Source organism: Streptomyces coeruleoprunus (assembly GCF_039542925.1).
Classification (GTDB): domain Bacteria; phylum Actinomycetota; class Actinomycetes; order Streptomycetales; family Streptomycetaceae; genus Streptomyces; species Streptomyces coeruleoprunus.
This window is the reverse complement of sequence record NZ_BAABIT010000001.1, coordinates 4534552-4560964: the sequence shown is the minus strand read 5'-3', so window position 1 is coordinate 4560964 and position 26413 is coordinate 4534552. Positions and strand designations below refer to the sequence as shown.

The 26413-nt window shown below is 75.0% G+C and carries 24 protein-coding genes; 8 read left to right on the top strand and 16 right to left on the bottom strand.

Annotation, left to right across the window (positions count from 1 at the left end):
* Window positions 1-15 precede the first annotated feature (15 nt).
* The 6 genes from ABEB09_RS20450 to ABEB09_RS20425 form a co-directional block, all read right to left on the bottom strand.
* Window positions 16-1410 carry a hypothetical protein gene (locus ABEB09_RS20450; RefSeq protein WP_345694011.1) on the bottom strand — a complete coding sequence of 465 codons (1395 nt, stop codon included), beginning with the start codon at window positions 1408-1410 and terminating at the stop codon, window positions 16-18.
* Between the two features lie 14 nt (window positions 1411-1424).
* A complete protein-coding gene (locus tag ABEB09_RS20445) occupies window positions 1425-2444 on the bottom strand; it encodes a hypothetical protein (protein WP_345691360.1) in 1020 nt (339 codons plus the stop codon).
* A 170-nt stretch (window positions 2445-2614) separates the two neighbouring features.
* The gene (locus ABEB09_RS20440; RefSeq protein WP_345691359.1) at window positions 2615-3436 is read right to left on the bottom strand and encodes a COG1470 family protein; all 822 of its coding nucleotides are present in this window, start codon (window positions 3434-3436) and stop codon (window positions 2615-2617) included.
* A gap of 3 nt (window positions 3437-3439) precedes the next feature.
* Window positions 3440-4099: a peptidase gene (locus ABEB09_RS20435; protein WP_345691358.1), complete on the bottom strand. Its 660-nt coding sequence runs from the start codon at window positions 4097-4099 to the stop codon at window positions 3440-3442.
* Window positions 4100-4255: 156 nt separating this feature from the next.
* On the bottom strand, window positions 4256-4735 hold the full coding sequence (locus ABEB09_RS20430; RefSeq protein WP_345691357.1) for an ATP-binding protein: 480 nt from the start codon (window positions 4733-4735) through the stop codon (window positions 4256-4258).
* 160 nt (window positions 4736-4895) lie between these two features.
* Entirely contained in the window at window positions 4896-5264 is a 369-nt protein-coding gene (locus ABEB09_RS20425) for an STAS domain-containing protein (RefSeq protein ID WP_345691356.1), read from the bottom strand.
* Window positions 5265-5492: 228 nt separating this feature from the next.
* Between ABEB09_RS20425 and ABEB09_RS20420 the strand changes: the two genes are divergently transcribed.
* The 3 genes from ABEB09_RS20420 to ABEB09_RS20410 all read left to right on the top strand — a co-directional run bounded on the left by ABEB09_RS20420 (window position 5493) and on the right by ABEB09_RS20410 (window position 9829).
* Entirely contained in the window at window positions 5493-6422 is a 930-nt protein-coding gene (locus ABEB09_RS20420) for an RNA polymerase sigma factor SigF (RefSeq protein ID WP_345691355.1), read from the top strand.
* Window positions 6423-6579: 157 nt separating this feature from the next.
* Complete coding sequence (locus tag ABEB09_RS20415) at window positions 6580-7737, top strand: DegT/DnrJ/EryC1/StrS family aminotransferase (RefSeq protein WP_345694010.1); 1158 nt, start codon at window positions 6580-6582, stop codon at window positions 7735-7737.
* Window positions 7730-9829 (top strand): lipopolysaccharide biosynthesis protein, encoded by a 2100-nt coding sequence (locus ABEB09_RS20410; protein WP_345691354.1) that lies wholly within the window; start codon window positions 7730-7732, stop codon window positions 9827-9829. The genes ABEB09_RS20415 and ABEB09_RS20410 overlap by 8 nt, the downstream gene beginning before the upstream one ends.
* On the opposite strand, the gene ABEB09_RS20405 is transcribed toward ABEB09_RS20410, so the two are convergent.
* From ABEB09_RS20405 to ABEB09_RS20380, 6 genes are all read right to left on the bottom strand, one after another.
* The gene (locus ABEB09_RS20405; RefSeq protein WP_345691353.1) at window positions 9799-10860 is read right to left on the bottom strand and encodes a glycoside hydrolase family 26 protein; all 1062 of its coding nucleotides are present in this window, start codon (window positions 10858-10860) and stop codon (window positions 9799-9801) included. The two genes, ABEB09_RS20410 and ABEB09_RS20405, sit on opposite strands and share 31 nt — an antisense overlap.
* Entirely contained in the window at window positions 10857-11255 is a 399-nt protein-coding gene (locus tag ABEB09_RS20400; protein WP_345691352.1) for a hypothetical protein, read from the bottom strand. Before ABEB09_RS20400 ends, ABEB09_RS20405 begins: the two co-directional genes overlap by 4 nt.
* A 12-nt stretch (window positions 11256-11267) precedes the next feature.
* On the bottom strand, window positions 11268-13208 hold the full coding sequence (locus ABEB09_RS20395; protein WP_345691351.1) for a hypothetical protein: 1941 nt from the start codon (window positions 13206-13208) through the stop codon (window positions 11268-11270).
* 164 nt (window positions 13209-13372) lie between these two features.
* Entirely contained in the window at window positions 13373-14167 is a 795-nt protein-coding gene (locus ABEB09_RS20390) for a polysaccharide deacetylase family protein (RefSeq protein WP_345691350.1), read from the bottom strand.
* Window positions 14164-15471, bottom strand: a complete 1308-nt coding sequence (locus ABEB09_RS20385) for a glycosyltransferase family 2 protein (protein ID WP_345694009.1) — start codon at window positions 15469-15471, stop codon at window positions 14164-14166. Before ABEB09_RS20385 ends, ABEB09_RS20390 begins: the two co-directional genes overlap by 4 nt.
* A 31-nt stretch (window positions 15472-15502) precedes the next feature.
* The gene (locus ABEB09_RS20380) at window positions 15503-16582 is read right to left on the bottom strand and encodes a GNAT family N-acetyltransferase (protein ID WP_345694008.1); all 1080 of its coding nucleotides are present in this window, start codon (window positions 16580-16582) and stop codon (window positions 15503-15505) included.
* A 238-nt stretch (window positions 16583-16820) separates the two neighbouring features.
* Between ABEB09_RS20380 and ABEB09_RS20375 the strand changes: the two genes are divergently transcribed.
* The 4 genes from ABEB09_RS20375 to ABEB09_RS20360 all read left to right on the top strand — a co-directional run bounded on the left by ABEB09_RS20375 (window position 16821) and on the right by ABEB09_RS20360 (window position 20614).
* Window positions 16821-17465, top strand: a complete 645-nt coding sequence (locus tag ABEB09_RS20375) for a hypothetical protein (protein ID WP_345691349.1) — start codon at window positions 16821-16823, stop codon at window positions 17463-17465.
* 70 nt (window positions 17466-17535) lie between these two features.
* Window positions 17536-18468, top strand: a complete 933-nt coding sequence (locus ABEB09_RS20370; RefSeq protein ID WP_345691348.1) for a phosphotransferase family protein — start codon at window positions 17536-17538, stop codon at window positions 18466-18468.
* 103 nt (window positions 18469-18571) lie between these two features.
* Window positions 18572-19018 carry an SRPBCC family protein gene (locus tag ABEB09_RS20365; protein ID WP_345691347.1) on the top strand — a complete coding sequence of 149 codons (447 nt, stop codon included), beginning with the start codon at window positions 18572-18574 and terminating at the stop codon, window positions 19016-19018.
* A gap of 12 nt (window positions 19019-19030) precedes the next feature.
* Window positions 19031-20614 (top strand): phytoene desaturase family protein, encoded by a 1584-nt coding sequence (locus tag ABEB09_RS20360; RefSeq protein WP_345691346.1) that lies wholly within the window; start codon window positions 19031-19033, stop codon window positions 20612-20614.
* 99 nt (window positions 20615-20713) lie between these two features.
* Here the strand turns inward: ABEB09_RS20360 and ABEB09_RS20355 are convergent, their stop codons facing one another.
* Complete coding sequence (locus tag ABEB09_RS20355) at window positions 20714-21688, bottom strand: SDR family oxidoreductase (RefSeq protein WP_345691345.1); 975 nt, start codon at window positions 21686-21688, stop codon at window positions 20714-20716.
* Between the two features lie 147 nt (window positions 21689-21835).
* A complete protein-coding gene (locus ABEB09_RS20350; protein WP_345691344.1) occupies window positions 21836-24118 on the bottom strand; it encodes a WD40/YVTN/BNR-like repeat-containing protein in 2283 nt (760 codons plus the stop codon).
* A 136-nt stretch (window positions 24119-24254) separates the two neighbouring features.
* On the opposite strand from ABEB09_RS20350, the gene ABEB09_RS20345 reads away from it, so the two are divergent.
* On the top strand, window positions 24255-24722 hold the full coding sequence (locus ABEB09_RS20345; RefSeq protein WP_345691343.1) for a hypothetical protein: 468 nt from the start codon (window positions 24255-24257) through the stop codon (window positions 24720-24722).
* A 44-nt stretch (window positions 24723-24766) separates the two neighbouring features.
* Here the strand turns inward: ABEB09_RS20345 and ABEB09_RS20340 are convergent, their stop codons facing one another.
* Window positions 24767-25156, bottom strand: a complete 390-nt coding sequence (locus tag ABEB09_RS20340) for a hypothetical protein (RefSeq protein ID WP_345691342.1) — start codon at window positions 25154-25156, stop codon at window positions 24767-24769.
* Entirely contained in the window at window positions 25153-26403 is a 1251-nt protein-coding gene (gene hutI / locus ABEB09_RS20335; RefSeq protein WP_345691341.1) for an imidazolonepropionase, read from the bottom strand. Before hutI ends, ABEB09_RS20340 begins: the two co-directional genes overlap by 4 nt.
* Between the last annotated feature and the right edge of the window lie 10 nt (window positions 26404-26413).

Sequence of the window (26413 nt, the reverse complement as noted above, 5' to 3'; positions counted from 1 at the left end):
GCGTGTTCCGCGGCGTCAGCGGGAGCCGCGCAGGCGGGCCCACGGGGTGAACGTGAACACCGCGCCGCCCAGCAGGATCGCCGTGCCGGCGGCGAGGGCGAGGGCGCGCAGGGCCTCGCCGTCGTCCGATCCGGTGGCGGCGAGACCGCCGGAGGTGGTGGTTCCCGTGCCACCCGCGGCGCCCGAGCCGGATGCGCCGCCCGAGCCGCCGGTGCTGCCCGTGCCGCCCGATGCGCCGCCCGGCTGGGCGGAGGTGTCCAGCTCCAGGGAGGCCTCGGCCTTGCCCTGCACGGTGCACGGGATGGCGAGTTTCTGCCCGCCGAGCGTCACGTCGATGGTGAGCGTGCCGGGCGTCAGGGTCGCCTTGCCGGTGGCGCCCGGCTTGTAGGTGCCGGTCATGTCGGGCAGGTCGACGGGTTTGCCCTGCTCCAGCGGGTCCTTGTTGGCGGGGCCGGTGACCGGGACGGTCCCCTTGTCGGCGCCGCCGAGGACGACGGCCATCGCGGGCTTGAGCGCGCCGGCGGGGAGGGGGGCCGGGCTGTTCATGACGCCCTTGGCGGTCCTGACGGTGAGGTCGAAGGCGCCGCCGTTCTTCCTGGCGTCGATCGTCACCTTGGTGTTGATGCTCGCGGGGCCGGGTGAGGTGCAGGCGAACGTGACGGACACCTCCTTGCCGGGGAAGTCCGTCCGGCCGCCGTCGCCCCCGCCGGAGGTGCCGCCGGCCGTGGTGCCGCCCGTGGTCGTGGTCCCGCCGGTGGTGGTCGTACCGCCGGTGGTGGTCGTTCCGCCCGCGGTGGTGCCGCCGGTGGTCGTCGTACCGCCGCTCGTGGTGCCGCCTGCCGTCGTGCCGCCGCTCGTCGTCGTACCGCCCGACGTTCCGCCGCCGTCCGTCACCTTGATCGTGGCGCCCACGGCGACCTGCGCCGTCGGGGCGCACTTGGTGTCCGTCGAGATCGGCTTCGAGACGTTGATCGTGTACTTGCCCGGCGTCAGCGTGATCTCGCCGGCCTTCTCCAGCTTCAGCCTGCCCTTCATGTCGGCCAGCACCATGGGGCTGTTCTTCGGGATGGGCGGGTTTTGGCGCGGGCCCTCCATCGCCAGTTCGCCGCTCACTGCGCCGCCCAGCGTGATCGTGCCGGTCGGCTTGACGGTGTCCTTCTCCAGGTCCAGCACGTCGGGGTACTTGGACGCGGCCTCGACGGTCTTCCAGACCACCTCCACCTCGTCGCCGACCTTGGCCTCCGCCGGTGCGGTGATCTGCACCTTCGTGGTGCCCCTGACCGGGGGCATCCCGGAGATGGGCGGCGGTACGCACTCGGTGGCGTACGCCACCTCCGCCGCGCGGGCGGGGCCGGCGGCCAGCAGGATCCCCGCGCCGCCGAGCATCAGCGCGACTCCCGCCGCGCTCATCCTGCGTTGGGTGCTCACGACTGTCCCTTCGTCGTCGGTCTGTTCGGTGACGGTGCGGAGTCCTGGGTGAACCACGGCAGGGCCGCGGCGGGCGGCGCGGCCGCGGCGGGGCGGCGGGGCCGGACGCGGTCCACGACCGCCATCCCGGCCCGGTACAGCGCGGTGGGTACGACGACGGCGAGCAGCACCCAGAAGAGCGTCACGCCCCAGGGCCGGGCCACGTCCCACGGGTGCTCGGCCAGCACCCTGCCGCCGTGGCGCACGAGCACCCGGTAGTCGCCGTGGGCGCCCGCCGGGAGGTGCACGGGCAGCTCGACGGCCGCCCGGCCGCCCGGCCGGACCGTGCCGCGCCACTGGTGCTCCTCCCACTGCGGCGCGTACACGCCGTGGGCGAAGCCGACCTCGAAGACGGGGTCCTTCACGCGGCCGGAGCCGAGGTTGCCGACGGTGAGGACGATCCGGCGCGAGGCGGGCGCGCCGAACCAGACCAGGAGGCCGCTGGACCCGGTGAGCCGGCCGGTGCTGAGCACGGCGAGGCGGCCGTCGCCCGCCCCGTCGGGCAGCGGGGCCACCGGGTGGCCGGTCACGGTCAGCGCGGCGTCCACGGTGGCCTGCGGGCCGGTCACCGTCGCGACGTGCACCACGCAGGGGCAGGGCGTCGGTGGGGCGACGACCGGCAGGTCCTTGGCGAAGGAGCCGTCGGTGGCGGTCGTGACGGCGCGGCCGTCGGCGTTGGCGCAGGCGTTGGTGCCGCCGATGACGCCGCGGGCGGGGGTGGACTGGCCGCACAGGAGGAGCGTGAGCAGGGTGCGGGGTCGCCAGCCGTGGCCGCGGACGGTGAGCCGGGCGCCCTTGGGCGCCGCCGCGTGCGACAGCTCGACCGTGGGCTCGGCGGCGGGAGCGGTCGGTGCGGCCCCGCCGGTGGCCGGCGCGCCGAGCGTGAGCGCGCATGCGGCCAGGAGTGCGGCGAGCAGACGGAGAGGGGTACCGGTGCGCGAGGTCCTGACCGGGCGGGCCGTTCCTGCCGGGCCCACCCGCCCCCAAGCTCTCGGCTTCGCTCGCGCAGGAGGGACTCCCATCGCCCTGCGGAACGACTGCCCGCGGCGGGAACGGCGGCGCCGGCCCACGGCAGGAACGGCGGCACCGCCCCGCTCCACGGGCAGTCGGCGGTCCGCCGAAGTCCCCGCGCCTCCACCTCCCGTGCTCATCGCCGGGCCCCCGCACGCCGTCGCCGCATGAGGAGGACGCCCCACGTCGCCAAGGCCGTTGTCGCCGCCGCTGCCGTCCACGCCGCTGCGCGGGCCGGGCCCGGGGTGTACGTGTGTGTCGCCGTCGCTCGTGCGGCGTTCCCCGCTGTGGCGTTCAGGTGGAGCGTGACGCGGTCAAGGGTGGGGCGGGGCCAGGGGTGGGTGGCCGTGCGGCGGGCGCCCGGAAGGAGAGGCGGGCCGGGCGGCGGGCCGTCCAGCGTGCGGGGGGCGCCGAGCAGGCCGTCCGTGCGGATCTCGACGCGGGGCGTCAGTGCGGTGTTGCCGCGGTTCACCAGGGTGTAGCGGATGGCGTCGTCCTCCACGCGGACGTCCTCGACGGTGAGCGCGGCGAGCCGGGGCCCTGCCACACGGAGCCGTACCGGCACGGCCACGTCCCGGCCCGCCGCCGTGGCGGTGAGCGTGCCGGAGAGGTCGCCCGGCGGGGTGCCGGGCGGCACGGTGACGGTGAACGGGACGTCGGCCCGGGTGCGGGGCGGCACCGTCACGGGGTCGGCCGCGAACCTGACCCAGGCCGCCCACGGGGCGCTCGCCCGCAGGCGTACCACCAGGGGCCGGGCGCCCGGGTTGGTGAGCGACAGGGCGTCCTCCAGGGGCGTGCCGGCGGGGCCCTCCAGATACGCGTGGGGCCTGCCCCCGCCGGCGGCCGGGCGGGCCGTCCAGGCGGACGCCGCCGGGGCCGGCGGAGCGGCCACCAGCACGGTGGCAGCGGCGACGGCGGCGGCGACGGCAGCGGCGGCGGCCCCCACGGCGCGGCGCACGGTCTACGCCCGGCGGGTCAGCCACAGCGCCCCGGCCGCTCCGGCGAGCAGCACGGTGCCGCCGAAGGTGCCGAGGGCGACCGCCGAGTCGAGCGGCCCCGTCCTGGGCAGCTGGGCGCCGCCCCCACTCCCCCCGCTGCCCGCCGCGGTCACGTCCAGTTCCAGCGACGGGCCCGGGTTGTTCTTCGGGGTGCAGGTCGTGGTCGTGCCCAGGGCCTTGATCGTCAGTACGCCGGCCGTGAAGGTGACCTTGCCGCCGCGGCGCGGGGTGTACGTACCGGACAGGTCGCTGATCCTGATGGACGTGTTGGCGGGGATGGCGGTCGCGTTGGGCGGTCCCGACACCGCCACCGTGCCCTGGTCGGCGCCGCCGACCCGGATGACGGCGGAGGGGTTCATCGCGCCCTTGCCGAGTTCGACCGGGCTGGACGAGACGCCCTTGCGGAACGACATGGTGAGCCGGTAGCCGGAGCCGGCGCGTACGGCCGTGATGTCGATCGGGGAGACCGCGCCCTTGGGGCCGATCGGGGTCTGGCAGGCGTAGTCGACGTCCACGACGGCGGCGTGCGCGGCGGGTGCCGCGGCCAGGACCGCGGCGGGTGCGACGGCGGCCGCCGCCACGAGCGCGAGGGCGGTCCGCTTGCGGTTCGGCGGGTACGGCATGCCGGGATCACCTCAGACACCTGACGGTTCATCAGATCGGGCGGCCACGGTACGCCCGGCACCCTGCCGAGGGAAGACAAGGGGAAGACAAAGAGCACGGCTTCGTGCCGTGCTCCACAACCACCACAGGATCCGCGCGGAACCCCCGCGGAACCCCTACGCCGGCGCGGCCAGCTCCGCCCAGACCGTCTTGCCCGCCGCGCCCGCCGCGCGGACGACCCCCCAGTCGAGGCAGAGGCGCTGCACGATGAACATGCCGTGCCCGCCGGGCCGCCCGGCCCGGTGCGGGGTGCGCGGCGCGGGCTGCCCGGTACCGCGGTCGGCGACCTCCAGCCGCAGCACCTTCGCCTGGAGCGAGACCCGCAGCTCCTCGGGTCCGTCGGCGTGCAGGCACGCGTTGGTGACGAGTTCGGAGACGACGAGCAGCACGTCCTCGGCGGCGGCGCGGCGGTCCGCGGAGGCGGCCGGCAGCCAGCCCCAGTCGTAGAGCGCCTGGCGGGTGAAGTCGCGGGCGAGGGGAACGACCCCGCTGGCGTCGTCCAGGGCGAGCCTGCGCGTCTCCCCCACGGGCGGAGCGCCGGAGCCGTCCGGCCCGGGGCCGAGACCGCGGGGCGGTTGCTGCTGGGCGGCACCCATCAGCGCGTCACCTCACCGATTCACCAGGTCGCCATTACGCCGACGTCTACTTCGTTTACCCAGAGTGTGAACCCTGCGCGGGCCACCCGGGGCTCTTCCTGCGTTCTTCTGCCCGGCCGATTCGGGACAACACCCACCAGATCGGCCGTCCGGGTCGCCACTACTGCGCGAGTGCGGCTTCCAGCGATTCGTGGACGGTGAAGACCGCCCCGGCCCCGGTGATCTCGAAGACCCTGGCGACCGCCGGCCTCATCGCGACGAGGTGGACGCCGCCGCCCGCCGCCTCCGCCTTCAGGCGGGCACCGAGCAGCACGTTGAGTCCGGTCGAGTCGCAGAACGCGAGCTGTGAGCAGTCGACGACGAGGCGTGCCCGGCCTTCGGCGAGCGCGGTGTCGAGTGGCTCACGCAACAGATCGGCGGTGTGGTGATCCAACTCACCCACCGGAGTCAGCACCGCGCTGGAGCCCTCGATGCGGACCCCGACCTGAAGCCGGCCCGGATGTGCGCTGCCGACCGTCTCGCGGCCCATTCCGCCCCTCTTCGCCGATGCCTCTGGGTCAGGAGAACCCTACGACGAATCCCTCCCGGCTGGTAGTCGAAGACCCCCACAAAGGGTATATACGGAACAAATGACACTTGCGATGGCCGGTGCGAAGCGGGTAGGGCTAGATGGACGACTACCCGACACGGCCGGCTTTGGAGGCGCCGCACACCGCGACAACCGGAAATGGGCATCGGCGGCCTCATGCCGAGAACGATGGAGGAGACCATGTCACCCCGGCTCGACGAAACGCGTACCCCCAGCGCGCCGTCGGCAACGTCCCCGAACGAGATCGACCCCACCGACCCCACAGCGGAGAGCCCGGCGGACGTATCCGCAGTGCTCTCCGACCTGCCCGAGATCCCGCCGTTCGACGAGGTCGAACCGCTCGACGCCCGGGCCCTCTCGAAGACGCTCTTCGCCCGGCTCGAGACGCTCGAGGAGGGCACGCACGAGTACGCCTACGTGCGCAACACCCTCGTCGAACTGAACCTCGCCCTCGTGAAGTTCGCCGCCTCCCGGTTCCGCTCCCGCAGCGAACCGATGGAGGACATCATCCAGGTCGGCACGATCGGCCTGATCAAGGCCATCGACCGCTTCGAACTCAGCCGTGAGGTCGAGTTCCCCACCTTCGCGATGCCCACGATCGTGGGGGAGATCAAGCGGTTCTTCCGTGACACCTCCTGGTCCGTGCGCGTACCGCGCCGCCTCCAGGAGCTGCGTCTCGACCTCGCCAAGGCCGGCGACGAGCTGGCCCAGGAGCTGGACCGCTCCCCCACCGTCGGGGAGCTGGCCGAGAAGCTCGGCATCACCAAGGACGAGGTCGTCGAGGGCATGGCCGCGAGCAACGCGTACACGGCCAGCTCGCTCGACGCCCAGCCGGAGGAGGACGACACCGAGGGTGCCCTCGCGGACCGCATCGGTTACGAGGACCACGGCCTGGAAGGCATCGAGTACATCGAGTCGCTGAAGCCGCTGATCGCCTCGCTGCCACCGCGGGACCGCAAGATCCTCTCCCTGCGCTTCGTCGCGGGGCTCACCCAGTCGGAGATCGGCGAGGAGCTGAACATCTCGCAGATGCATGTCTCCCGGCTGCTCTCCCGCACCCTGGGCAGGCTGCGCAGAGGCCTGACCCTGGAGGAGTGACCCGGGGAGCCCGGCTCCCCCGGCACGGCACGAGGGCCCGTTCCCCTGAGGGACGGGCCCTCGGCCTTATTGACGCCCCCGTACGGAATGGGACACATTGGGCCGGGGTTCAGGGGGGAATCGCATGGTTTCTGAACTGTCCGGACTGGAAGAGCTGATGCGCGACCGGCTCGGCAGGGAGTGCCTGTACGTGCCGTCGTGCCGACTGGGGCTGTACCTCGCGCTGCGCCACTGGTGTCCGCCCGGCGGGCGGGTCCTCATGTCGCCCGTCAACGACGACGTCATCTTCTTCGTGGTGCTCGCGGCCGGACTGCGGCCCGTGCAGGCGCCGTTGAACGCGCGCGACGCCTCCATCGACCCGGCGGCCGTACCGGAGGACCAGTGGCGCGGCCTGTCCGCCGTCCTCACCACCAACCTCTACGGGAACCCCGACCCGGCTCCCGAACTGGCCGCCAAATGCCGCGAGTTGGGGATTCCGCTGCTGGAGGACGCGGCGCACGCCATCGGCAGCGACGTCGCCGGGAGGCCCGTGGGCACCTTCGGCGAGGCGTCGGTCTTCAGCCTCTCCAAGCACACCGGCGCCAAGACGGGCGGCTTCCTCGCGCTGCGGGACCCGGGCCTGCGCCAGGAGCTGGCGGGCGCCCGCGACGCCCTGCTGCTGCCGTCCCGCCGTACCGCCGAACTCGCCTACGCCGTACGCCCGTACGCCGAGGCGGCCGTGCGGGGGCTGCGGCTGGTCCGGGCGGCCCGGGCCACGCTGCGGCTGCTCGGGCGGGAGGAGCGCGAGGAGATCCGGATGCCGCTGCGGCCCGGCGACCTCAAGCAGGCGGCGGCGTCGGCGCCCGGCCTCGACCCGTTCCACTCCTGGGTCCGCGTCGACCTGCACGACTACCGGCTCGCCCCGGGCCCCGCCCGCCTGCGCCGCACCCGCCACCTCCTCGGCCGCCTCGACGCGACCCTCGCCGCGCACCGCGCCGGCACCGAGGCCCTCCAGGCGTCCCCGTGGGGCGACCCGCACGCCCCGGCCCGGCCGCTGTTCCGCGTACCGCTGCTGGTCGCCGACCGGGACGCCGCCATCGCCGCCCTGGCCCGCCACCGCGTCACCACCGGCTACCTGTACGACCCGCCCCTCGACGACTACGCGGGCGAGCCGTTCACCACCTGCTCGCCGCACCCGGAGCGGGCCCGCTGGTTCGCCCGGCACGCGCTGCCCGCCGACCCGCTGCGGGCCGACACGGTCCTGCGGGTGCTCCACGCCTCCGGCGCCCGGCCCGCTCCCCCGCCGCCGGCGCCTCCGGGCGAGCGCGGTGCCTGACACGACCCGGCTGCGGGAGCAGCGGCCCCGCACCGGGCCGGACCCCGCCGCCGCGACCGGTCCCGAGCCCTCCAGCGGCGACTCGATGTTCCGCAACGCCTACGCGCTGATGCTCTCCACCGGGGTCTCGGCGGCGCTGGGCCTGGGCTTCTGGCTGGTCGCCGCGCGCTACTACACCGAGGAGGCCGTCGGGCAGGGCTCCGCCGCCATCGCCGCGATGCGGCTGCTCGCCTCGGTCACGGCCACCACGATGATCGGTGCCGTCGTGCGGTACGTGCCGCGCGCCGGGCGGGCGACCGGGCCGCTGGTGTGGCGGGCGTACGGGGTCAGCTCGCTCGTGGTGTGCCTGGCCAGCGCCGCGTTCCTGGTGACGCTGGACCTGTGGGGCCCGTCGTACGCGCCGCTGCGGGGGCTGCCCGCCGGACTGTTCTTCACCGCGGCGTGCGTGGCGTGGGCGCTGCTCACGCTCCAGGACGGGGTGCTGACGGGGCTGCGCAAGGCGGTGTGGGTGCCGGTCGGCAACGCGGTGTTCTCGGTGGGCAAGCTGCTGCTGCTCGTCGTGTGCGCCGGGGCGCTGCCGGTGCTGGGCATCTTCGTGTCGTGGGCCGCCGCCATCGCGCTGTCGGTGCTGCCGCTCGGCTGGCTGGTCTTCCGCCGGCTGATCCCCCGGCAGGCGGCCGCCGACCGGGACCGTGAGCCGCCGAGCCTGCGCGAGATGGGCCGGTTCCTGGCCGGGGACTCGGTGGGCGCGCTGTTCAGCCTGGCGATGATCAACCTGCTGCCGGTGATGGTGGCCGTGCGCTTCGACGCCGCCCACAACGCGTTCTTCTACACGGCGTACACGGTCGGCGGGACCATGGAGTTCATGGCCATCAACATGGCCTCCTCGCTCACCGCGCACGCCTCGCACAGCCCCGAGAGCCTGGCCGAGGGCGTGCGGGGAGCGCTGCGGCGGATGGCGCTGCTGCTGGTCCCGGTCGTGCTGGTGCTGGTGCTCTTCGCGCCGTACATCCTCGCCCCGTTCGGCGCGGACTACGCCGCGCACGGGGCGACGGTGCTGCGGCTGCTGGCGGCGGCCGCGCTGCCCCGGGTCGCGGTGGAGCTGTACATCGGTGTGCTGCGCGTCCAGGGGCGCACCGGGATGCTCGCGGCCGTGCAGGGCGCGATGTGCGTGCTGGTGCTGGGCAGCGCGGCGGTCCTGACGGGTCCGGCGGGGATCTCGGGCGCGGGCCTGGCGATGCTGCTGTCCATGACGGTGATGGCCCTGGTGTCCGTGCCGGGCCTGCGCGGGGCGCTGGCCGGGCGCGAGCCGCGCCGGACGGGCACCGGCAAGGGCGGCGGGGACACGGGGTACGGCACGCGGTGGGCGCGGGAGGCGGCGACGGCGTACCTGCCGGGCGGGCAGGACACGGCGACACCCGCGTTCGGCTTCCCCGTGTACGCGCCGGAGGCGCAGGACGCGGGCGCGCGGGAGGCCGAGGGGCGGGCGACGGCGTGGCTGTGGCTGCTGCTGGGGCTGGCCGTGGGGCTGTTCTGGATTCCGCTCGTCCGGCTCGTGCGCACGCCCGGGGCCGCCGCCCACGACCGGCTGACCGGCCCGGAGCTGCTGGCCGCGCTGCCGCCTGCGTCCGTCGCGGCGGGCGTGCTGCTGGTCGTCGTGTTCAGCGCGGCCGTCACGCTGCGGCCCGCCCGCCCGCCGCTCGCCGCGCTCGCCGCCCTGGGCACGGTGGCCGCGCTGCACGGGGCGCCGGCGCTGCTGGGCGTGCGTCCGGCCCCGGTGAGCGGCCCGGGGGCGGAGGCGGTCGCGCGGTGGGCCGGTCCGGGCGGCGCGGAGGCCCTGCTCCTGGCCCTGCCGCCGGTGCTCCAGGTGGTGTGCCTGGCCCTGGTGGCGGGGGCGCTGTGGGCGTGGGCCGTGGACGTGCGGGTGGCGGCGGGCGCGGTGTGGGTGGCCGCGGTGGCCGGGTGGGCGGCGCAGGGGGCGTTCGCCGCGGCCGCGGTGCCCGTGTTCCTGGGGGTGTGCGCGGCGGCCGCGGCGGCGGTGGCGGTGGCCCGGCTGCGGGGTCAGCGGTCCGGGACGGGCTGGCGGAAGTAGGGGTCCTGGCCGGCCTGGCGGTAACCCTCCAGCGCGGGGCCCTCGTTGACGGTCAGGTCGCAGCCCTCGCCGGGCACCGGCCGGTTCCAGTGGACGAGCGCCTTCACCCGGGGCAGGGTCGGGGCGACCTGGGGGATCGCGGCGTACCAGTCGCGCTGCCGCTCGGGCCGCCGCGGGTCGGGTGCGGTGGCGAACTCGGCCAGCATGAGCGGCTTGGTGGCGGAGACGTTCGCGCGGAGCCAGTCGTACGAGGGGCGCTGGCTGCGCTGGAAGTCCAGCCAGGTGGTGCTCTTGTGGCAGAGGTAGTAGTTGTACTGGTCCATGCCGATCCAGTCGACGTACGCGTCGCCCGGGTAGAGCCGCTTCATCTGCTCGGCGTGGCCCAGGTATCCGGACACGGTCCACACCCACACCACGTTGTCGACGCCGAGCTCCCGGAACCGGTCGTGGACGTGGCGCCAGGCGGCGACGAACTCCTCGGGGGTGCCCGCGCCCTCCTTGATGCGGAAGTCGGTCTCCTGGTCGAAGGAGAGGAGGACGCGCTTGCCGTACGCCTTGATGCGGCGCGCCTGCGGGTCGATGATGTCCGCGTCGTGTCTGCCGGAGGCGATGTTCCGCCAGCCGAGTTGCGTCTCGGTCCAGCCGGCGTGGTGGGGCCGGGTCCACACGGTGGACTCCCAGGCGAGCATCAGCAGCCGGTCGCGGCCGAGCTCCCGCTCGTCGTCGGTGAGGAGCTGTCCGTCGAGCGGCGTGTTCGACATGTCGTGGTAGTTGTAGACGAGGTCGAGCCGGCGGCCGATCCTGCGCTCGAAGTCATGGACGGCGTCCTTGAGGGAGCCGTTCTCGGCGTACGGGACGTAGGCTCCCCACCAGGCCCCGCAGGGGGGCTCCAGCAAGCGGTCGGCGGTGCAGCGGTCGTCGGCGCGGGTGACCCAGACGCCGATCCCGATGAGCAGGGCGCCCACCGCGGCGACGATCACGGCCAGGTAGCGCGGTCCCGACGGCGGGGACGGGCGACGGCGTCCCGTCATCGGCTGCCCCGCACTTCAGGGGGCGCCGCCCCGCGGGTCGCGGCCGGCAGCGGCACGCCGGGCAGGAGGGCGGCGACCGTGGTGAACGCGGCGAGCGCGCCCAGGAACACGGCTGTCGAGAACGCGTGGGCGACGAACAGCGCGGTGGCCGTGAGCGTGGCCAGCGCGAGGCTGAGCGGCGCCACCAGCGCCAGGGCCTCCAGGCGGGCGCCGGGGCGCGGCGCGGCAGGCCGCGGGAACAGCAGGGCGAGGCCGGGCCCGAGGGCGACGAACGCGAGCACGGGCACCCAGCGCAGCGGCGAGCCGCCCGGCAGCGCGGTCGCGCCGAGCGCGAGCCATCCGGAGGCCGCCAGCGCCACTCTGATCTGCGTACGGGAGTCGAGGACGAGCTGCATGGCGACCTCCAGTCACCGTTTCGGGGTGGCGCCGTCCGGCGTGCGGCCGTCCGGCGTGTGGACGAGGACGATCCCGTACGCGTTCTCCTCCACGACGCGGAAGAGCGGCGAGCGTTCCAGGGCGTCCCGCAGGGTGGTGAAGCCGTCGGCCGGCAGGAAGCCCTCGCCGATGACGGCCTTCTCCTGCGTGGCGGTGAGGATCACGTAGGCGGGGCGGCCCTCCGGGATGCCCGCCGTGAGATAGCCGACCGGGTCCTTGAGCATCCGCAGGTTCTCGGGGACCTCCTGCTCGGTGAAGAACCAGCGCTCGTACCGGTCGTAGCGGGTGTACGCGCCGGGGAACGAGCCGGTCGTGGCCATGATGAGCGCGCCGTCCGGCGCCCGGTCGTAGGCCCGGCGGACCAGGGCGAGTTCGGCGGGGGACGTGTAGTGCATGCCCTCCTTGCCGTAGTACGAGGGCAGGAAGCCGGCCAGCAGGGCCGTCAGCGTCACGGGCAGGGCGACGGCCGTGACGCGGCGGGCCGCCCGCCACGCCTTTCCGGTGGCGCCGGCGGCCGGGACGAGCGCCGCGGCGGCGAAGAACGCCGTGCCGGGCAGGCCGAACAGGTAGACGCGGAAGAGCATTTCGCCGCCGTAGTCGTTGACGGCGAACATCGGCAGCGGCGCCGCCGAGGCGAGCAGCAGCGGCAGGGCGCCGCGCACGAGCCCGCGGCGGGCCAGGACGGCCGTTCCGGCGAGCGCGGCGAGGACCAGCACCATCAGGATGTTGGCCGTGCCGACCAGTTCGGGGCCCGGCCCGGTCGGCTCGCCCGCGTAGCCGGCGCGGGAGTTGCCGAGCAGGTCGCCGAGGGATTCGCGCAGGCCGCCCATCGTCTCCAGGAACAGCACCCGGCCCATGGTGAGGTCCCACGCCAGCATGACGAGTCCGGTGACGGCGAGCAGCCCGAGGTTGCGGTAGCGGCGGGTGAGGCAGAGGGCCGCCAGGGTGGCGCACAGCATCACGGGCGTGAGCTGGTGGGTGGCGTTGACCGCGAGGATCAGCAGGGCGACGAGCGGCACGGCGGCGGCCCGCTGCCGCACCGAGGCCGAGGGCGGCACGGCCGCCGCGGCGGGGTCGAGACGGGCCCGGTCGCGCAGCGGCCCGGCCGAGCCGGGGCGGACGAAGTGGCGGACGACGATCGCGAGCACCGCGAGGAAGAGGACGTACGACAGGCCCTGCGGCGACAGGTAGTCCTGGCCGACCCAGTTCGCCAGCTGGAAGATCCACACCCCGGTCCACACCAGCCGCCAGTCCTCGGTGAACGTCCGGTAGAGCAGCACCAGGACGGGCAGGGTGAGCAGGCCGAGCGCGACCGGGGCCCAGTTGACGTAGGAGGCGGCGGCCTCCACGCCGAAGGCGCGGACGAGCGCGGCGTTCAGGGAGAAGAACCCGGGCCACTGGTCGTAGGCGGCCATGCCGCCCGACAGCTCGGTGTACGGGTGGACGGTGCCCTCGGCGAGCAGCCGGGTGATCACCGCGTCGTGCTTGGACGCCCAGGCGTAGCGCACCGAGTCGTACAGCAGCGCGGGCGGCGCCTTCAGCGCGACGAGCATCGCCACGCAGTAGGTGGCCGGCCACCAGGGGGCGGTCCCGGCGCGGCGCAGGGTGACGACGAACCCGGCGGTCAGGACCAGCAGGGCGGCGTAGAAAGCGGCCGGGAAGCGGTCGAGGAGCCCGTAGTCGCCGATGTCGCGGAAGCCGGTGCGGGGCAGCGCGTACGCCCACAGCGCGGCGGCGGCGAGCAGCGGCAGCCAGCTGAGCGCGGCCTGCGGGTGCAGCAGGGGAAGCCGTACGGGCTCCGGGCCGGCGGGTGGGGGGCCTGCCGCGTCCTGCGGGGGGCCGGTCGCCCCGTCCGGCTCGTCGGACGGCAGCGCGCTGCCCTCGGTGGCCGGTGCGGGCACGCGTTGCTGCACTGTGCGACTCCCCCCACGGATGTGGTCGCGGCCGTCACGCCGCTGTCCCCTTCAGCGAAGTATAGGAACATGCTCCGCGTTTGTGTGGCTCTCGTACACCCTTGTTGCACAAGGGAGTTGATCGTTTCGCGGCATGGCCGACGCGCGCGGCCCGGCCGGCTCGGTCAGCCGGCGAACTCCGGTCCCCGGGCGGCGGCGCGCAGCCTGCGGTAGAGCCGCCAGCCGACCGTGGCCGGCGAGTCGGGGTACGGAGCGGTCCGCGCGCCCCGGCCGGACATCCAGTCCTCGACGTCGGCGACGGTGTGCGAGCGGCGCACGATGAGACGGGCGATGCGGTACGCCTCGTCGGCGCCGGAGCTGAGGGCGTGCCGTACGGCGACCGCCGACGCGTACCCGGCGTCGCGGGCGGCGCGGCGCACGCCGCGGCTGTTGTAGCCGTGCGGGTAGGCCAGGTGGGTCACCGGGTGGCCGAGGACGCCCTCGAGGACGAGCTTCGACTCGCGCAGCTCGCGGCGCAGGACGCGCGGCGGGAGCGTGTCGAGCTGGGCGTGCGTGACGGTGTGCGCGCCGACCTCGATGCCGTGCTGCTCCAGCAGCGGCACCTGCGCGAGCGCCATCATGGGCGCGGGCGGCAGCAGGCTGGACCGGCCGGGCGTGATCGCCCCGGTGGTCAGGTAGGCGGTCGCGGGCAGCGAGCGGGCGGCGAGCGCCTCGGCCGTGGGGCCGGGCAGGTCGGCGAAGCCGTCGTCGAAGGTGAGCACGACGGGCCGTGGCGGAAGGTTCCTGCGGCCGGCGAGGTGGTCGGCCAGCGCGGAAAGGGGTACGGCGGTGCGGCCGCTGCCGGCGACGGCGTCGAGGTGGGCCCGGAAGTCCCGGGGCGTGACGGTGAACTCGGCGATCCAGTCGGGCGGGTCCTCCATGACGGCGTGGTAGAGGAGGACCGGTATGGCGGGTCTCATCTCACCTCCCAGGGCGGTCGGGTGCCGCGCACGCGGCGGCGTGCCCGGACGTATCCGAAGGGGCCGTGGAGCATGCCGCGCCGCTCCAGCCAGGACAGTTCACGGGGCCAGGAGTGGGTCTGCGTCCCGTGCGCGCCCGGGACGTCCCGCTGGTCGCCGGTTCTGTGCGCGGTGATGGCCCTGGCGTGGGCGAGGCCGCGGGGCAGCCGGGCGAGCAGCGCGGGCAGCAGGGCGGGCCGGCGCACGAGGAGCGCGGTCAGGTACGCGGTGAGCCCGGCGCCGTATCCGTACGCCTGGTTCCGCAGGTCCTGCCAGGTCTCGCGGTGGTGGTGCCAGACGAGGGCGTCGGGCGTGTAGCGGAGCCGGTGGCCGGCGGTGAGGACGCGGACGAAGCCGTACAGGTCGTCGCCGCCGCGCGCGGGTGTTCCGGTGCCGGTGGCGGGGTCGAATCCGCCGACGGCCTTGAGCGCGCTCGTACGGAAGGCCATGTTGGCGCCGGAGCCGAAGCGTCCGGCGGTGAACGGGAACAGCGGGTCGTCGGCGGGCGGCCGCAGCGGGTCGTAGTCGCGGGGGGCGAAGCCCTTGGCGAAGCCGCCGTGGCTTTCGAGGAGGACCTGCGCGGGGGTGCGCAGCCGCGCGGGGAGGATGAGCCCGGTGACGCAGCCGACGCGGGGGTCCTCGGCGAAGGGCGCGGTCAGGGAGGTGAGCCAGTGCGGGTCGGCGACGACGTCGTCGTCGGTGAAGGCGACGACGTCGGGGGCGGCGGGGTCGGTGTGGGCGGCCCGGGCGGCGGTGTCGGAGGCGGTGCCGCCGGCTGCGGCCAGGCCGCGGTTGTGGGCGGCGGCGAGGCCGGGCGTGTCCTCGCGGACGTACCGCACTCCCCGGTCGCCGTACGTCCCTTCGACGAGTCGGCGCGTGGCGTCGGTGAGCGGCGCGTTGTCGACGACGAGGACCGTGAAGTCCGGGTGGTCCTGGCCGAGGAGCGAGTCGAGGGCGCGGGCGAGTTGGCCGGCGCGCTCACGGGTGGCGACGACGACGGTGGCGGGCGGCGGCGTGAGGCGGGGCGCCTCGCGGGGCTCCCGCGGTTCCAGGGCCGTCAGGGCGTCCCGGGCGGCTGCGCCGAGGACGATGGGCGGGTCGGCGTCCTCGGGCACGGGGACGAGGAGGGTGGCGGCGGGCCGGCCCCGGAAGCGGACCAGGAGGTAGACGTGGTCGCCGGGTGCGGGCGGCGGCCCGCCGGGGGCGGGAGCCAGGGACAGGACGGGCCCGTCGGGGCCGGCCAGGTCGAGCTGGGCGACGGCCAGGGGCGCGCGTGGCGCACCTGCGGCGGCGGGGTCAGCCACGGATCCTCCCGACCTGGTTGAGGGCGCGTTGGGCGTACCCGGCGAGCCTGGGGCGGCTGCGGACGTAGCGGTGGGCGCGGCGGGCGGGCTCGCGGCTGAGCCAGTACAGCCCGGCCCGTACACCCGGCAGGACGCAGACCCCTTCGTGGACCTGCGACTCCCCGGTCTTGAGCGAGTCCTTGTACTCGGCGGCGCCCCGGCCGAGGTCGAGGACGCCGATGCCCTCGCGGGCGGCGGCCTCGGCCATGCGCAGGTGGAGGACCAGGCCGGGCGAGAACTTGGCGAAGGCCGGGTCGTAGGCGGGGAACCAGCAGGACAGGACGGTGCGGGATCGCAGCCCGAAGTGCGCGGCGACGGGTGCGTCGCCGACGTAGAGCACGGACAGGGTGCCGGAGCAGCCGGGGCTGCGGGCGCTGTGCAGGTGGTGTACGAGTCCGCTGATCCACTCCTGGGCGAAGCGGTCGCGGCGGCCGGTGCGCCGGTACTGGGCGGACTTCCAGCCCATGAGGACGCGCAGCGGGCGCTCGTCCCGCTCGTCGAACACGAACCGCACCTCGCCGCCGCCCTGCCGGCCGAGCCGGCGCTCCTTGGCGAGGGTGGTGCGGAGGAACTTCGGCGACTGGGCGCGCAGTCGGGCCTCGTAGGCGCCGTAGCCCTCGCCGACCTCGATGACGGGCGAGGCGAAGGTCTCGGCGACACCGGTGCCGAACAGGCCCTGTCCCGCTTCCAGGTTGTCGAACTCCCAGGCGGACAGCCGGCAGGCCCGCAGCAGCTCCCGCACGGGCAGGTGCGTGCCCGGCCCCAGCACGGCCCCCTGGCAGTCGGAGACGCCGTACCCGATGGCCCGCCCGTGCCCCAGGGGCCCCTTCTCGTACGGGAAGAACCCCACGGGCTCGCCTCGCTCCTCCAGGACCGCCACCCGTGCCGTGGAGCTCCGGAACCGCCCCACGGCGATGGTGAACTCGGGTTCCATGAAGGGATTGGCGGGCGCACCGGACTTCGCGCGCAGTTCCCGCCAGACGTCGATCTCCCGCGCGGTCAGCTCCCCCGGCCGCACCACGCGCACGCGCACACCGCTCAACTCCGACCCCTCCCCCTGGGTCTTCCCCCCTTGAGCCTTGCGGTACAGGACGGTACCGGGCGACATCCCGCACGGACAGGGTCAATCGCCCAATTCGTGACCGACCCGTGAAGGTGCGCGGGCGCGCACGACGGCGCCCCCGCTCCGGCAACCACGGGACGCGGGCCCCTGGTAACGTCCCCCCTCTTGGGCGGGCCGGCCCGCCCAAGTCCTCCCACCGGGAAGCCTCGTGTCCCTCCCCCATGACGACGCCCTCGCCGCAGCGATGGCCGCGGTGGCCCACGCCTTCGCCGGCATGACCGCCGGCCCCGACGAGACCGGCTGCGGCCGGTGCTTCGACGAGCGGGAACGCACACTGCTGCGCACCCCTGACGCACCGCTCCCGCCCGATCTCGTCCGCCGGTGCGCCCAGAAGCATCCGACCCACTGGACCGACCAGCCGGCGGTCCTCCGCCGGGTCCTTCCGCAGCTCGTCACCCTGCCGGCGGCCGGGGAGCCGGAGCCCGCGCTGACGGCCCGGGGCCTTGCGGCGGCGGGCCGGCCGCTGTGGCCCCGCGACCAGGCGCGGCCGGTCGCCGCCTTTCTGGAGGCGTGGTGGACGTGGACGCCGCGTACGGACTCACCGCCGACCGCCGCGTGCGACGTCTTCGAGAGCTGCGCGACGTCAAGCTCCTCCGCCACTCCGTGGCCGGCCCGCTGGGAGGCCGAGACGGGTCCCGTGGCCCGGCGCCACCTGGACGAGAGCGTCCACCACTGGCGTGAGGAACTGGCGTCCGGAACGTCGCCCTTCGTCTGGTGGTGGGGCGGCGAGGCGGCGGAGCGCTCCGCCTGGCGAGAGGTGACGGACCGGCTGGTGCTTCGGCGCGGCGACTGATCGGCGGCATGGGCCGGGGCAGGCGGAAATGCCGTTGTCCCGTCCCCTGTTGGGGCCTACGGTCGCGATCATGTTGCCAGCGGTGGACACGGACGAGCAGTGGGACGCGGTCGTCGACGACGAGGCGGTGATGCGGCCCGGGGCCGAGGACCTGTGTCGGCGGCTCGGGCTCGGCGGGGCGCCCTTGGTGCGGTTCACCGAGGGTTCGCAGCCCGTGTACGCCGTGGGGGACGAGCTGGTGCTCAAGCTCTTTCCCGGGGCCGCCGCGCGGGACGGGGTCGCGGAGGGGCGGGTGCTGTCGTATGTGCAGGGGCGACTGCCCGTGGCGACGCCCCGGGTACGGGAGTTCGGGCCGTACGAGAACGGCTGGCAGTACGTCCTGATGTCCCGGCTGCCCGGCCAGAACCTGGCCCGGTCCTGGCGGCGCGTGCCGCGGGCGGACCGCGAGCGGATCGTCACCGAGGTCGGGGAGGCGCTCGGTGTGCTGCACTCCCTCGACACCGGACCGGTGAGCGATGTGCTCGGGCCCGGGGACTGGGGGGCCTTCCTCGACCGGCGCCGGGCCGGGACCGTCGCGCAGCAGCGCGGCCACGGGCTGCCGGACGCGTGGCTGGAGCAGATACCGGACTTCCTCGCCTCCGTCGCGCTGCCGGGCTCCCCGGAGCCCTCCCTGTTGCACACCGAGGTCATGCAGCAGCACTTCCTCGTCGATCCCGACGGGTGGCGGCTCACCGGGCTCTTCGACTTCGAGCCGGCGATGATCGGGGACCGCGCGTACGACTTCGTCGGCGTCGGACTGTTCGTCACGCGCGGGGACGCCGCCCTGCTGACGCGCCTGGCCACGGCGTACGGGCGGAGCTTCGCGCCCCGCGAACTCCTCGCGTACACGCTGCTGCACGTCTACAGCAACCTTCCCTGGTACATGCGGGAACTGGGCGTACCCGCCCACGGGACGCTGGACGCGCTCGCCGAGCGGTGGTTCGGCACGGTCGCGACGCCCTGACGTCCGTGGGGCCGGGGCCGCGGAAACCGATCGCCCCGGGCCCCGCCCCCGGCGTGCCCCGGGCGGGCGGTTTGGGCCGCGGTCGCCGGGTCACTCGGGGGGCATGGCTGTGCGGCACCATGTGGTTCAGCGACCGCCCGAGGCGGTGTGGGCGGTGCTCTGCGATCCCGAGCTGTACGGGGAGTGGGTCGTCGGTACCGAGGAGACGGCACCGCTGGACGGGGTGTGGCCCGAGGTCGGGGCCTCCCTCGTGTATCTCGTCGCCCTCGGGCCCCTGCGGTTCGAGGGGGTCACCGTCGTGCGCCGGCTGGAGCCGCCGACGCGGCTGGAGCTGGAGGCGATGAGCGGCCCCGCCGGCAGTGCCCGGATCGCGTTGGAGGTGGCCCCCTGGGGTGAGGACACGCTGGTCGTCCTGGACGAGCACCCCCTGCGGGGCGTGGGAGCCAGGCTCCACAACCCGGTCCTCGAAGCCGCCGTCCAGCTGCGGCACCGGCGCCTGCTGCGCCGTCTCGCCGAGGTCGTCGAAGCGACGCATCCCTCCACCGTCTGAGCGTGGTGAGCCGTGCCGGACGCCGTGGTGATCGGGGCCGGGCCGAACGGGCTGGTGGCGGCCAACGTGCTGGCCGACCACGGCTGGTCCGTGGACGTCCTGGAGGCCGAGGCGGAGCCCGGCGGCGCCGTGCGCAGCGACCGCGGCGTCCACCCCGACCACATCAGCGACCTGTGCAGCTCCTTCTACCCGCTCGCGGCCGCCTCGCCGGTCGTGAGGTCCCTGCGCCTGCACGAGTGGGGCCTGCGCTGGAGCCACGCCCCGGCGGTCGTCGCGCACCCGCTCACCGACGGCAGGTGCGCCGTGCTGGAGCGGGACGCCGGGCGCACCGCCGCCGGTCTGGACGCCTTCGCACCCGGCGACGGGGACGCCTGGGAGGAGCTGTGCGCGCTGTGGGACCGGATCGGCGCGGAGGCGCTGCGGGCCCTCTTCACGCCGTTCCCGCCCGTACGGGCCGGGCTGCGGCTCGCCGCGCGGCTGCGCGGGCCGGAGGGCCTGCGCCTGCTGCGGACGGCGCTGCTGCCGACGCGGCGCATGGGCGAGGAGACGTTCGCCGGGGAGGGCGGGCGGCTGCTGCTCGCCGGGAACGCGCTGCACGCCGACCTGGCGCCCGAGTCGGCGCTCGGCGGCGGCTTCGGCTGGCTGCTGTGCATGCTGGCGCAGAGCGTCGGCTACCCCGTGCCGGCGGGCGGGGCCGGGGCGCTCACCGAGGTGCTGGTGCGGCGGCTGGCGGAGCGCGGCGGCACGGTGCGCTGCGGGCGGCGCGTGGTGGAGGTGGAGGTCCGGCGGGGGCGGGCGTACGGGGTGCGGACGGACGGCGGGGAGACCGTGCGGGCACGGCGCGCCGTGCTCGCCGACGTGTCCGCGCCCGCCCTGTACGGCGGCCTGGTCGGCTGGGAGCACCTCCCGGGCCGGCTGCGCGAGGACCTGGGCCGCTTCCAGTGGGACTTCGGCACGGTGAAGGTCGACTGGGCCCTGGACCGGCCGGTCCCGTGGACCGCGGAGGGCGCGTCGCGGGCCGGGACCGTGCACCTCGCGGACGGCGTCGACGGCCTGACGCGCTTCGCCGCCCAGATCGCCATGGGGCTGGTGCCCGACCGGCCGTTCCTGGTCATGGGCCAGATGACCACCGCCGACCCGTCGCGTTCGCCCGCCGGGACGGAGTCGGCCTGGGCGTACACCCACGTCCCGCAGACCGTGGCGGGTGACGCGGGGCCGGACGGGATCTCGGGCGCGTGGACCGACGGCGACCGGCAGCGCATGGCGGACCGTGTGGAGGAGGTCGTGGAGCGGTACGCGCCGGGGTTCCGCGCCACGGTCCTGGCCCGCCGTGTCCTGGCGCCGCCCGCCCTGGAGGCCCTGGACGCCAACCTGCACGGGGGCGCCCTCAACGGCGGCACGTCCGCCCTGCACCAGCAGCTGCTGTTCCGTCCCGTACCGGGTGCGGGGCGGCCCGGGACGCCGGTGCGGGGGCTGTACCTGGCGTCGGCGTCGGCGCACCCCGGCGGGGGCGTGCACGGGGCGCCGGGCGCGAACGCGGCACGGGCGGCGCTGCGGGCCGAACGGGTCGATCTCCGGCGCCTGCGGCCTCTGTAGGCGCGAGGCCAGTCTTGTAGGCGCGCTGTGGCCTGTGCGGTCTCTGCGGCCTGTGCGGTCCCTGCGGCCTCTGCGGCCCTGCGGCTCTGTAGGCGCGCGTCACGCGCGCATGGCGCGCCGGGCCGCCGCGAACGCCGCCGTCACGACCGTGGCGGCCGCCGCCCGCCGCCCCGCGGTGCGGGCCGTGCCGTGCCAGCCGCCGTCCACGCTGCCCGGCCCCGGCGGCGGCGCGAACACCGTGCCGGCGGTGTGCGGCGCCCTCTCACCCCGTACGAAGTGGGTCCGGTCCACCTTCACGGCGAGCACCTTCTCGACGAGGCCGGGGCTGAGCGCCGCCGGGACTCTCAGGGCGCGCCCCGCCGGGCCCACGACGATCTCGTGGCGCGGCCGGCGTACGGCTCCGCGGATCGCGCGGGCGACCCGGCGCGGGGTGTACACCGGCGGCATGGCCCGCACGGCGCGGCCGGTGCGGTTCGCCAGATGCCGGAAGAACGGCGTGTCGATGGTCGCGGGCAGCACGCTGCACACATGGATGTCGCGCTGCCCCTCCAGCCACAGTTCCTGTCGCAGGCAGCCGTCGAAGGCCCGCAGGGCGTGCTTGGTCATCGTGTACGCGCTGTTGTACGGCGAGGTGACCAGGCCCAGCACGGACGACACGTCCACGAGGACGCCGCTGCCCTGCCGCCGCATCACGGGGAGCGCGGCCCTGGCCCCGTGGACGCAGCCCATCAGGTTGACGTCGAGGACGCGGCGCGTCTCGTCGAGCGGTACGTCCTCGACCGCGCCGAAGACCGCGACGGCGGCCGCGTTCACCCAGACGTCGATCCGCCCGTACGCGCGTACCGCCCGGCCCGCGAGGGCGGAGACGGCCGCCGGGTCGGCCACATCGGTCGGCACGGCGATCGCCCGCGTCCCCTTGTGCGCGCGGCACGCGTCCGCCACGGCCTCCAGCGCCTCGGCCCCCCGCGCGGCCAGCACGAGGGACGCGCCGCGCCGGGCGAAACCGAGGGCGGTGGCCCGCCCGATGCCGCTGGACGCGCCCGTGATGACCACGACCGGGTGCTCGACCTGCACGCGGACCTCCGGATCTGACCTCCGTACCTGACCTCCGTACCCGACTCCGTACCTCGTACGACGGCCGAGTCCCGGAGTACCCGCGGCGGGCCGCTCCACTCGCGTGGGCGGCGCCGCCGTCGGCGGGCGCTGTCCTCGTCGGTGCCGCTACGGAGTCGTCAGCTCGTAGAAACCCCTGCCGAACGTGGCCGCCACCAGGCGGTGGTGGCCCGGGTCGTACTCGATGTCGTCGACCGGCACCTGCGGCATGCCGCGGCCGAGGCGGAGCCAGCGCGGGCCGCCCGTCGGGCTGGTGAGGACGCCCTGGTCGGTGGCGATGTGGAGCGCGCCGCCCCGGGCGACGACCAGGTCGTTGACGGGAGCGGCGGGGAGGTTGCCGGACAGGTCGCGCCAGTGGCGGCCGCCGTCGGTGGAGCCGTACACGTGGGGCAGCGGGGAGCCGGAGCGGTAGCCGGAGTGGGTGGTCCAGACGCGGTCCGGGTTCTCGGGGTCGACGACGACGCGGGTCACCCAGGGGCGGCCCTCGGCCAGCTTCGTCCAGGTCGTGCCGAGGTCGCGGGTGACCCAGACGCGGCCGTCGTCGGTGCCGGCGTAGACGGTGCGGCCGTCGGCGGCCGGGGCGATCGAGGTGATCGTGCCGTAGTTGGGGTAGATCGGGTCGCTGCCGGGGCCGCCGCTCAGGTCGGGGCTGATGGGCCGCCAGGTGACCCCGCCGTCGGCGGAGCGGTTCAGCACCTCGGAGCCGTAGTAGAGGACCTTCGGGTCGCGCGGGTCGTGGACGACGGGCGTGAACCAGTTGCGGCGCTTGAAGGTGGTGGCGCCGGCGAAGTAGGTGAGGGTGTCGCCGCCGTCGGTGGAGCGGAAGCAGTTGCCGTACTGGTAGCAGGCGATGACGTTGTTCACGTCCGTCGGATCGATCAGGTTCTCCTCGCCGTCGCCGCCGAGGTACTCGTTGAACCCGTCGCCGCCCCAGGAGCGGAGGGAGCCGTTGTCCTGGGCGCCGCCGGAGATCCGGGTGGTGTCCTGGGGGCTGATGGCGGCGCTGTACAGCTGGGTGTACGGCTGGTGCAGGGACTTCACCCAGCCGCCGTCGCCGCCGGTGTCGGAGCGGTAGACGCCGCCGTCGTTGCCGAGGTAGACGCGGCCGGGGCGGCGCGGGTCCCACACCATGGCGTGGTGGTCGACGTGCATGCTCGTGTCGTCGGCCGACCAGGTGCGCCCGCCGTCTTCGGTGGTGAGCAGGGCGACCCCGGCGACGTGCACGTGGGCGGGGTCGCGCGGGTCGGTCCACACCTTGCCGAACCACCAGCCGAAGCTGGACTGCGAGGCGGTCAGGTCGGCGTTGTCGGGGGTGCGGGTCCAGGTGTCGCCGCCGTCGGCGGAGGTGTAGAAGCCCTCGAAGGGGCCGGTGGCCCTGTTGACGATGGCGTACAGCCGGTCGCCGGCCACGGCGAGCCCGATGCGGCCGACGTCGGGGCCGCGCGGGGGCAGGCCGCCTTCGAGCCGCTGCCAGGTGCGGCCGCCGTCGGTGGAGCGGAAGACGCCGGAGCCGACGCCGCCGTAGGTGCGGACGTCGGGGCGGCGGCGGTGGTCCCACATCACGGCGTACAGCCGGTCGCCGTCGACGACGACCTCGGTCGCGCCGGTGAACTCGGTCTCGCCCCGCAGGATCCGCTGCCAGGTGGCGCCGCCGTCGTCGGAGCGGTAGACGCCGCGGTCGCCGCCGCCGTTGTAGAGGGAGCCGGTCGCGGCGACGTAGAGGCGGCGTGGGTGGGCCGGATCGAGGGTGATGGCGCTGATGGCGCCGGAGTCGCGCAGGCCGATGCGGGTCCAGTGGGCGCCGCCGTCGGTGCTGCGGTAGAGGCCGGTGCCCTCGTACGTGATGCTGCCGCCGCCCGGGTTGGGCTCGCCGGTCCCGGCGTAGAGCGTGCCGTCGGGGGCGACCGCGACGGCGCCCATGGCCTGGGTGAGGTGGTCGGGCCAGACCGAGTGGAAGGTGGCGCCGGCGTCGGTGCTGCGCCACAGCCCGCCGCTGGCGGCGGCCGCGTACAGGGTGTCGGCGCGGCGCGGGTCGAGCGCGAGGGAGACGATCCGGCCGCCGATGTTGGTGGGCCCGATGCCCTTCCACCGCCCGCCGGCGACGGGCAACTGCCGCGCCTGGGCGGCGGCCAGCTCGTGAGCGTGCCAGGGTATGGACTGACCGGGCAGGGTCTTCTGCACGTACCGGTACTCGGCCGGCGCGGAGGGCCCCCGCACGGGCCGGTAGACATCCGCCGGCCCGGGCGGCCCGGCGACCGCGGTGCCGGCGCCTTCGGCGGCCGCGCTCGCGGTGGCGGCACCCTCGGCCGCGCTCGCGGTGACCGCCGGTGCCGAGAGCAACGCGGCCCCGGTGACCGCGGACAGCACCAGCGGAAGCAGACGTCTGCGCATGAACACCCTCCCCTTCGCCATGCCCGGTTCAAACGGGAAGGACGTTACGGGGGAAGGCAGTTGAGCAGAAGAGCGCGTGCCGGCCGTCCGCTTCTCGCCCTGTTCGCCGACCGGCGGGAAGGCTAGGGTCCCGCGAATGGAGTGGATGACCCTGGCAAGCACGGTCGTGGGCGCCGGTATCGCCACTGTCTCCGCGCTGCTGCTGGAGCGGCGCAGATGGCGCCGCGAGCGGCTCGACCGCGGCACGGAGGTCCGGCGCGCCCTGTACGGCGACTACCTCGCGTGCCTGTCGGAGGCGCGGAACGCGTGCGGGCGCCTGGCCCGGGCCGTGGACCTCGACAGCGCCACGCGGCGCCAGGAGGCACGTGCGGCCTTCGAACCGTGCGTGGGCCTCCGGTACCAGATGACCATCACGGCACCGGCCCGGGTCGTGGAGGCCTCGGAGAAGACGTTCCGCACGCTGCGCGATCTGCGCGACGAGGTGGCCGAAGGCACCCGGCTCGACAGTGACGACTACCGGCACGGCAGGGACCTGTACAACGACGAACTGACCGCGCTGCGGGAGGCGATGCGCCGCGACCTGGGCGCGGACCAGGGGCCCTGAACGCGCGACCGCACCGGAAGCCTGGTGTCCCGGATCCGGGGCAGCTACGCGTGCGGCACCGCCACCACCTGGACCTCGTCCTCGTAGACGATGCGGCCCGGGTTCGGCGATTCGAGGCGTTCGCAGGGGATGCCGTGGTGGGCGAGGAGGGCGAGGTAGCCGTCCACGCGGGTGATGAGGTGGTGGGCCGTCGACTTGAACCAGGCGACCGCGCCCGGGTTGACCTCCGGGTCGTAGACCGTGGGGTCGGTGTCGGCCGGGTTCGGGTAGGCCGCGTCGTACCAGTCGTTGGACGCGCGCCAGAAGCGGTGCTGCTCGGCTGTCAGGCGGCCCTCGCGGGCGAGGCCGTTGGCGAGGGCGAAGACCCCCGGGTAGTGGCCCCGGGGGCTGCGCGTCGTGCCCTGGAAGCGGACGTACAGGGGAGGTTGCGTCACCCGGCCGAGCGTACGCCCGCGCGCCAGACGTCCGTCACCAGTGGCACACCGGGCCGGTAGGCCAGGTGCACGTGGGACGGGGCGTCGAGGAGGGCCAGGTCGGCGCGGGCCCCGGGGGTGAGCCGGCCGATGTCGGTGCGGCGCAGGGCCGCCGCTCCGCCCGCCGTGGCGGACCAGAGCGCCTCGTCCGGCGTCATGCGCATGTCCCGTACCGCGAGGGCGATGCAGAACGGCATGGAGGAGGTGAACGAGGAGCCCGGATTGCAGTCCGTGGACAGGGCGACCGTCACGCCCGCGTCCAGGAGGCGACGGGCGTCCGGCCACTCGGCGCGGGTGGAGAACTCGGCGCCGGGGAGGAGCGTGGCGACCGTCGAGCCGTTCGCCAGGGCGTCCACGTCGGCGTCCGTGAGGTGCGTGCAGTGGTCCGCGCTCGCCGCGTCCAGTTCGACCGCGAGCTGCACTCCGGGGCCGTACGACAGCTGGTTGGCGTGGACGCGCGGGTGGAGGCCGCGCGCCTTGCCCGCCGTGAGGATCGCGCGGGCCTGGTCGCCGTCGAAGGCGCCCTTCTCGCAGAACACGTCGATCCAGCGGGCGTGCGGGGCGCACGCGTCGAGCATCTCGCCGGTCACCAGCTCGACGTACGCGGCCGGGTCGTCCGCGTAGTCCGGGGACACGATGTGCGCGCCGAGGTACGTCACCTCGTCGGTGTGGCGGGCGGCGATGCGCAGGGCGCGCGCCTCGTCCTCGACGGTCAGGCCGTAGCCGGACTTGGTCTCGAACGTGGTGGTGCCCTGGCGCAGGGCCTCGGCGAGGTACCGGGTGAGGTTCGCCTCCAGCTGGGCGTCCGTGGCGGCGCGGGTCGCGGCGACCGTGGTGCGGATGCCGCCGGCCTTGTACGCCTGCCCGGACATACGGGCGTTGAACTCGGCCGTGCGGTCGCCCGCGAAGACGAGGTGGGAGTGCGAGTCGACGAAGCCGGGGATCACGGCCCGGCCGGCGGCGTCGACGCGATTGTCAGTGGCGGGTGCTTTGCTGGATTCACCGACCCAGACGACGCGGTCGCCGTCGATGACGAGCGCCGCGTCCTGGATCAGTCCGAGGGGGGATCCGTCACCCAGGGAGGGGTCGTTGGTGACCAGGCTGGCGATGTTCGTGATGACCGTGGCGGTGGCCGCGACGGCGCTGTTCGTCGTGTCGGGGCCGGCCGTCGCCGGGGGCCTGTTCGTGGGCTCGTTGCCGCTGTTCATGGTGCGGGGT

Excerpts from the sequence above, each read along its gene's own strand:
- ABEB09_RS20450 (WP_345694011.1), bottom strand. The coding sequence starts at position 1,410 with ATGAGCGCGGCGGGAGTCGCGCTGATGCTCGGCGGCGCGGGGATCCTG.
- ABEB09_RS20435 (WP_345691358.1), bottom strand. The coding sequence starts at position 4,099 with ATGCCGTACCCGCCGAACCGCAAGCGGACCGCCCTCGCGCTCGTGGCG.
- ABEB09_RS20430 (WP_345691357.1), bottom strand. The coding sequence starts at position 4,735 with ATGGGTGCCGCCCAGCAGCAACCGCCCCGCGGTCTCGGCCCCGGGCCG.
- ABEB09_RS20425 (WP_345691356.1), bottom strand. The coding sequence starts at position 5,264 with ATGGGCCGCGAGACGGTCGGCAGCGCACATCCGGGCCGGCTTCAGGTC.
- ABEB09_RS20420 (WP_345691355.1), top strand. The coding sequence starts at position 5,493 with ATGGAGGAGACCATGTCACCCCGGCTCGACGAAACGCGTACCCCCAGC.
- ABEB09_RS20415 (WP_345694010.1), top strand. The coding sequence starts at position 6,580 with ATGCGCGACCGGCTCGGCAGGGAGTGCCTGTACGTGCCGTCGTGCCGA.
- ABEB09_RS20405 (WP_345691353.1), bottom strand. The coding sequence starts at position 10,860 with ATGACGGGACGCCGTCGCCCGTCCCCGCCGTCGGGACCGCGCTACCTG.
- ABEB09_RS20400 (WP_345691352.1), bottom strand. The coding sequence starts at position 11,255 with ATGCAGCTCGTCCTCGACTCCCGTACGCAGATCAGAGTGGCGCTGGCG.
- ABEB09_RS20390 (WP_345691350.1), bottom strand. The coding sequence starts at position 14,167 with ATGAGACCCGCCATACCGGTCCTCCTCTACCACGCCGTCATGGAGGAC.
- ABEB09_RS20370 (WP_345691348.1), top strand. The coding sequence starts at position 17,536 with ATGTTGCCAGCGGTGGACACGGACGAGCAGTGGGACGCGGTCGTCGAC.
- ABEB09_RS20365 (WP_345691347.1), top strand. The coding sequence starts at position 18,572 with ATGGCTGTGCGGCACCATGTGGTTCAGCGACCGCCCGAGGCGGTGTGG.
- ABEB09_RS20350 (WP_345691344.1), bottom strand. The coding sequence starts at position 24,118 with ATGCGCAGACGTCTGCTTCCGCTGGTGCTGTCCGCGGTCACCGGGGCC.
- ABEB09_RS20345 (WP_345691343.1), top strand. The coding sequence starts at position 24,255 with ATGGAGTGGATGACCCTGGCAAGCACGGTCGTGGGCGCCGGTATCGCC.
- hutI (WP_345691341.1), bottom strand. The coding sequence starts at position 26,403 with ATGAACAGCGGCAACGAGCCCACGAACAGGCCCCCGGCGACGGCCGGC.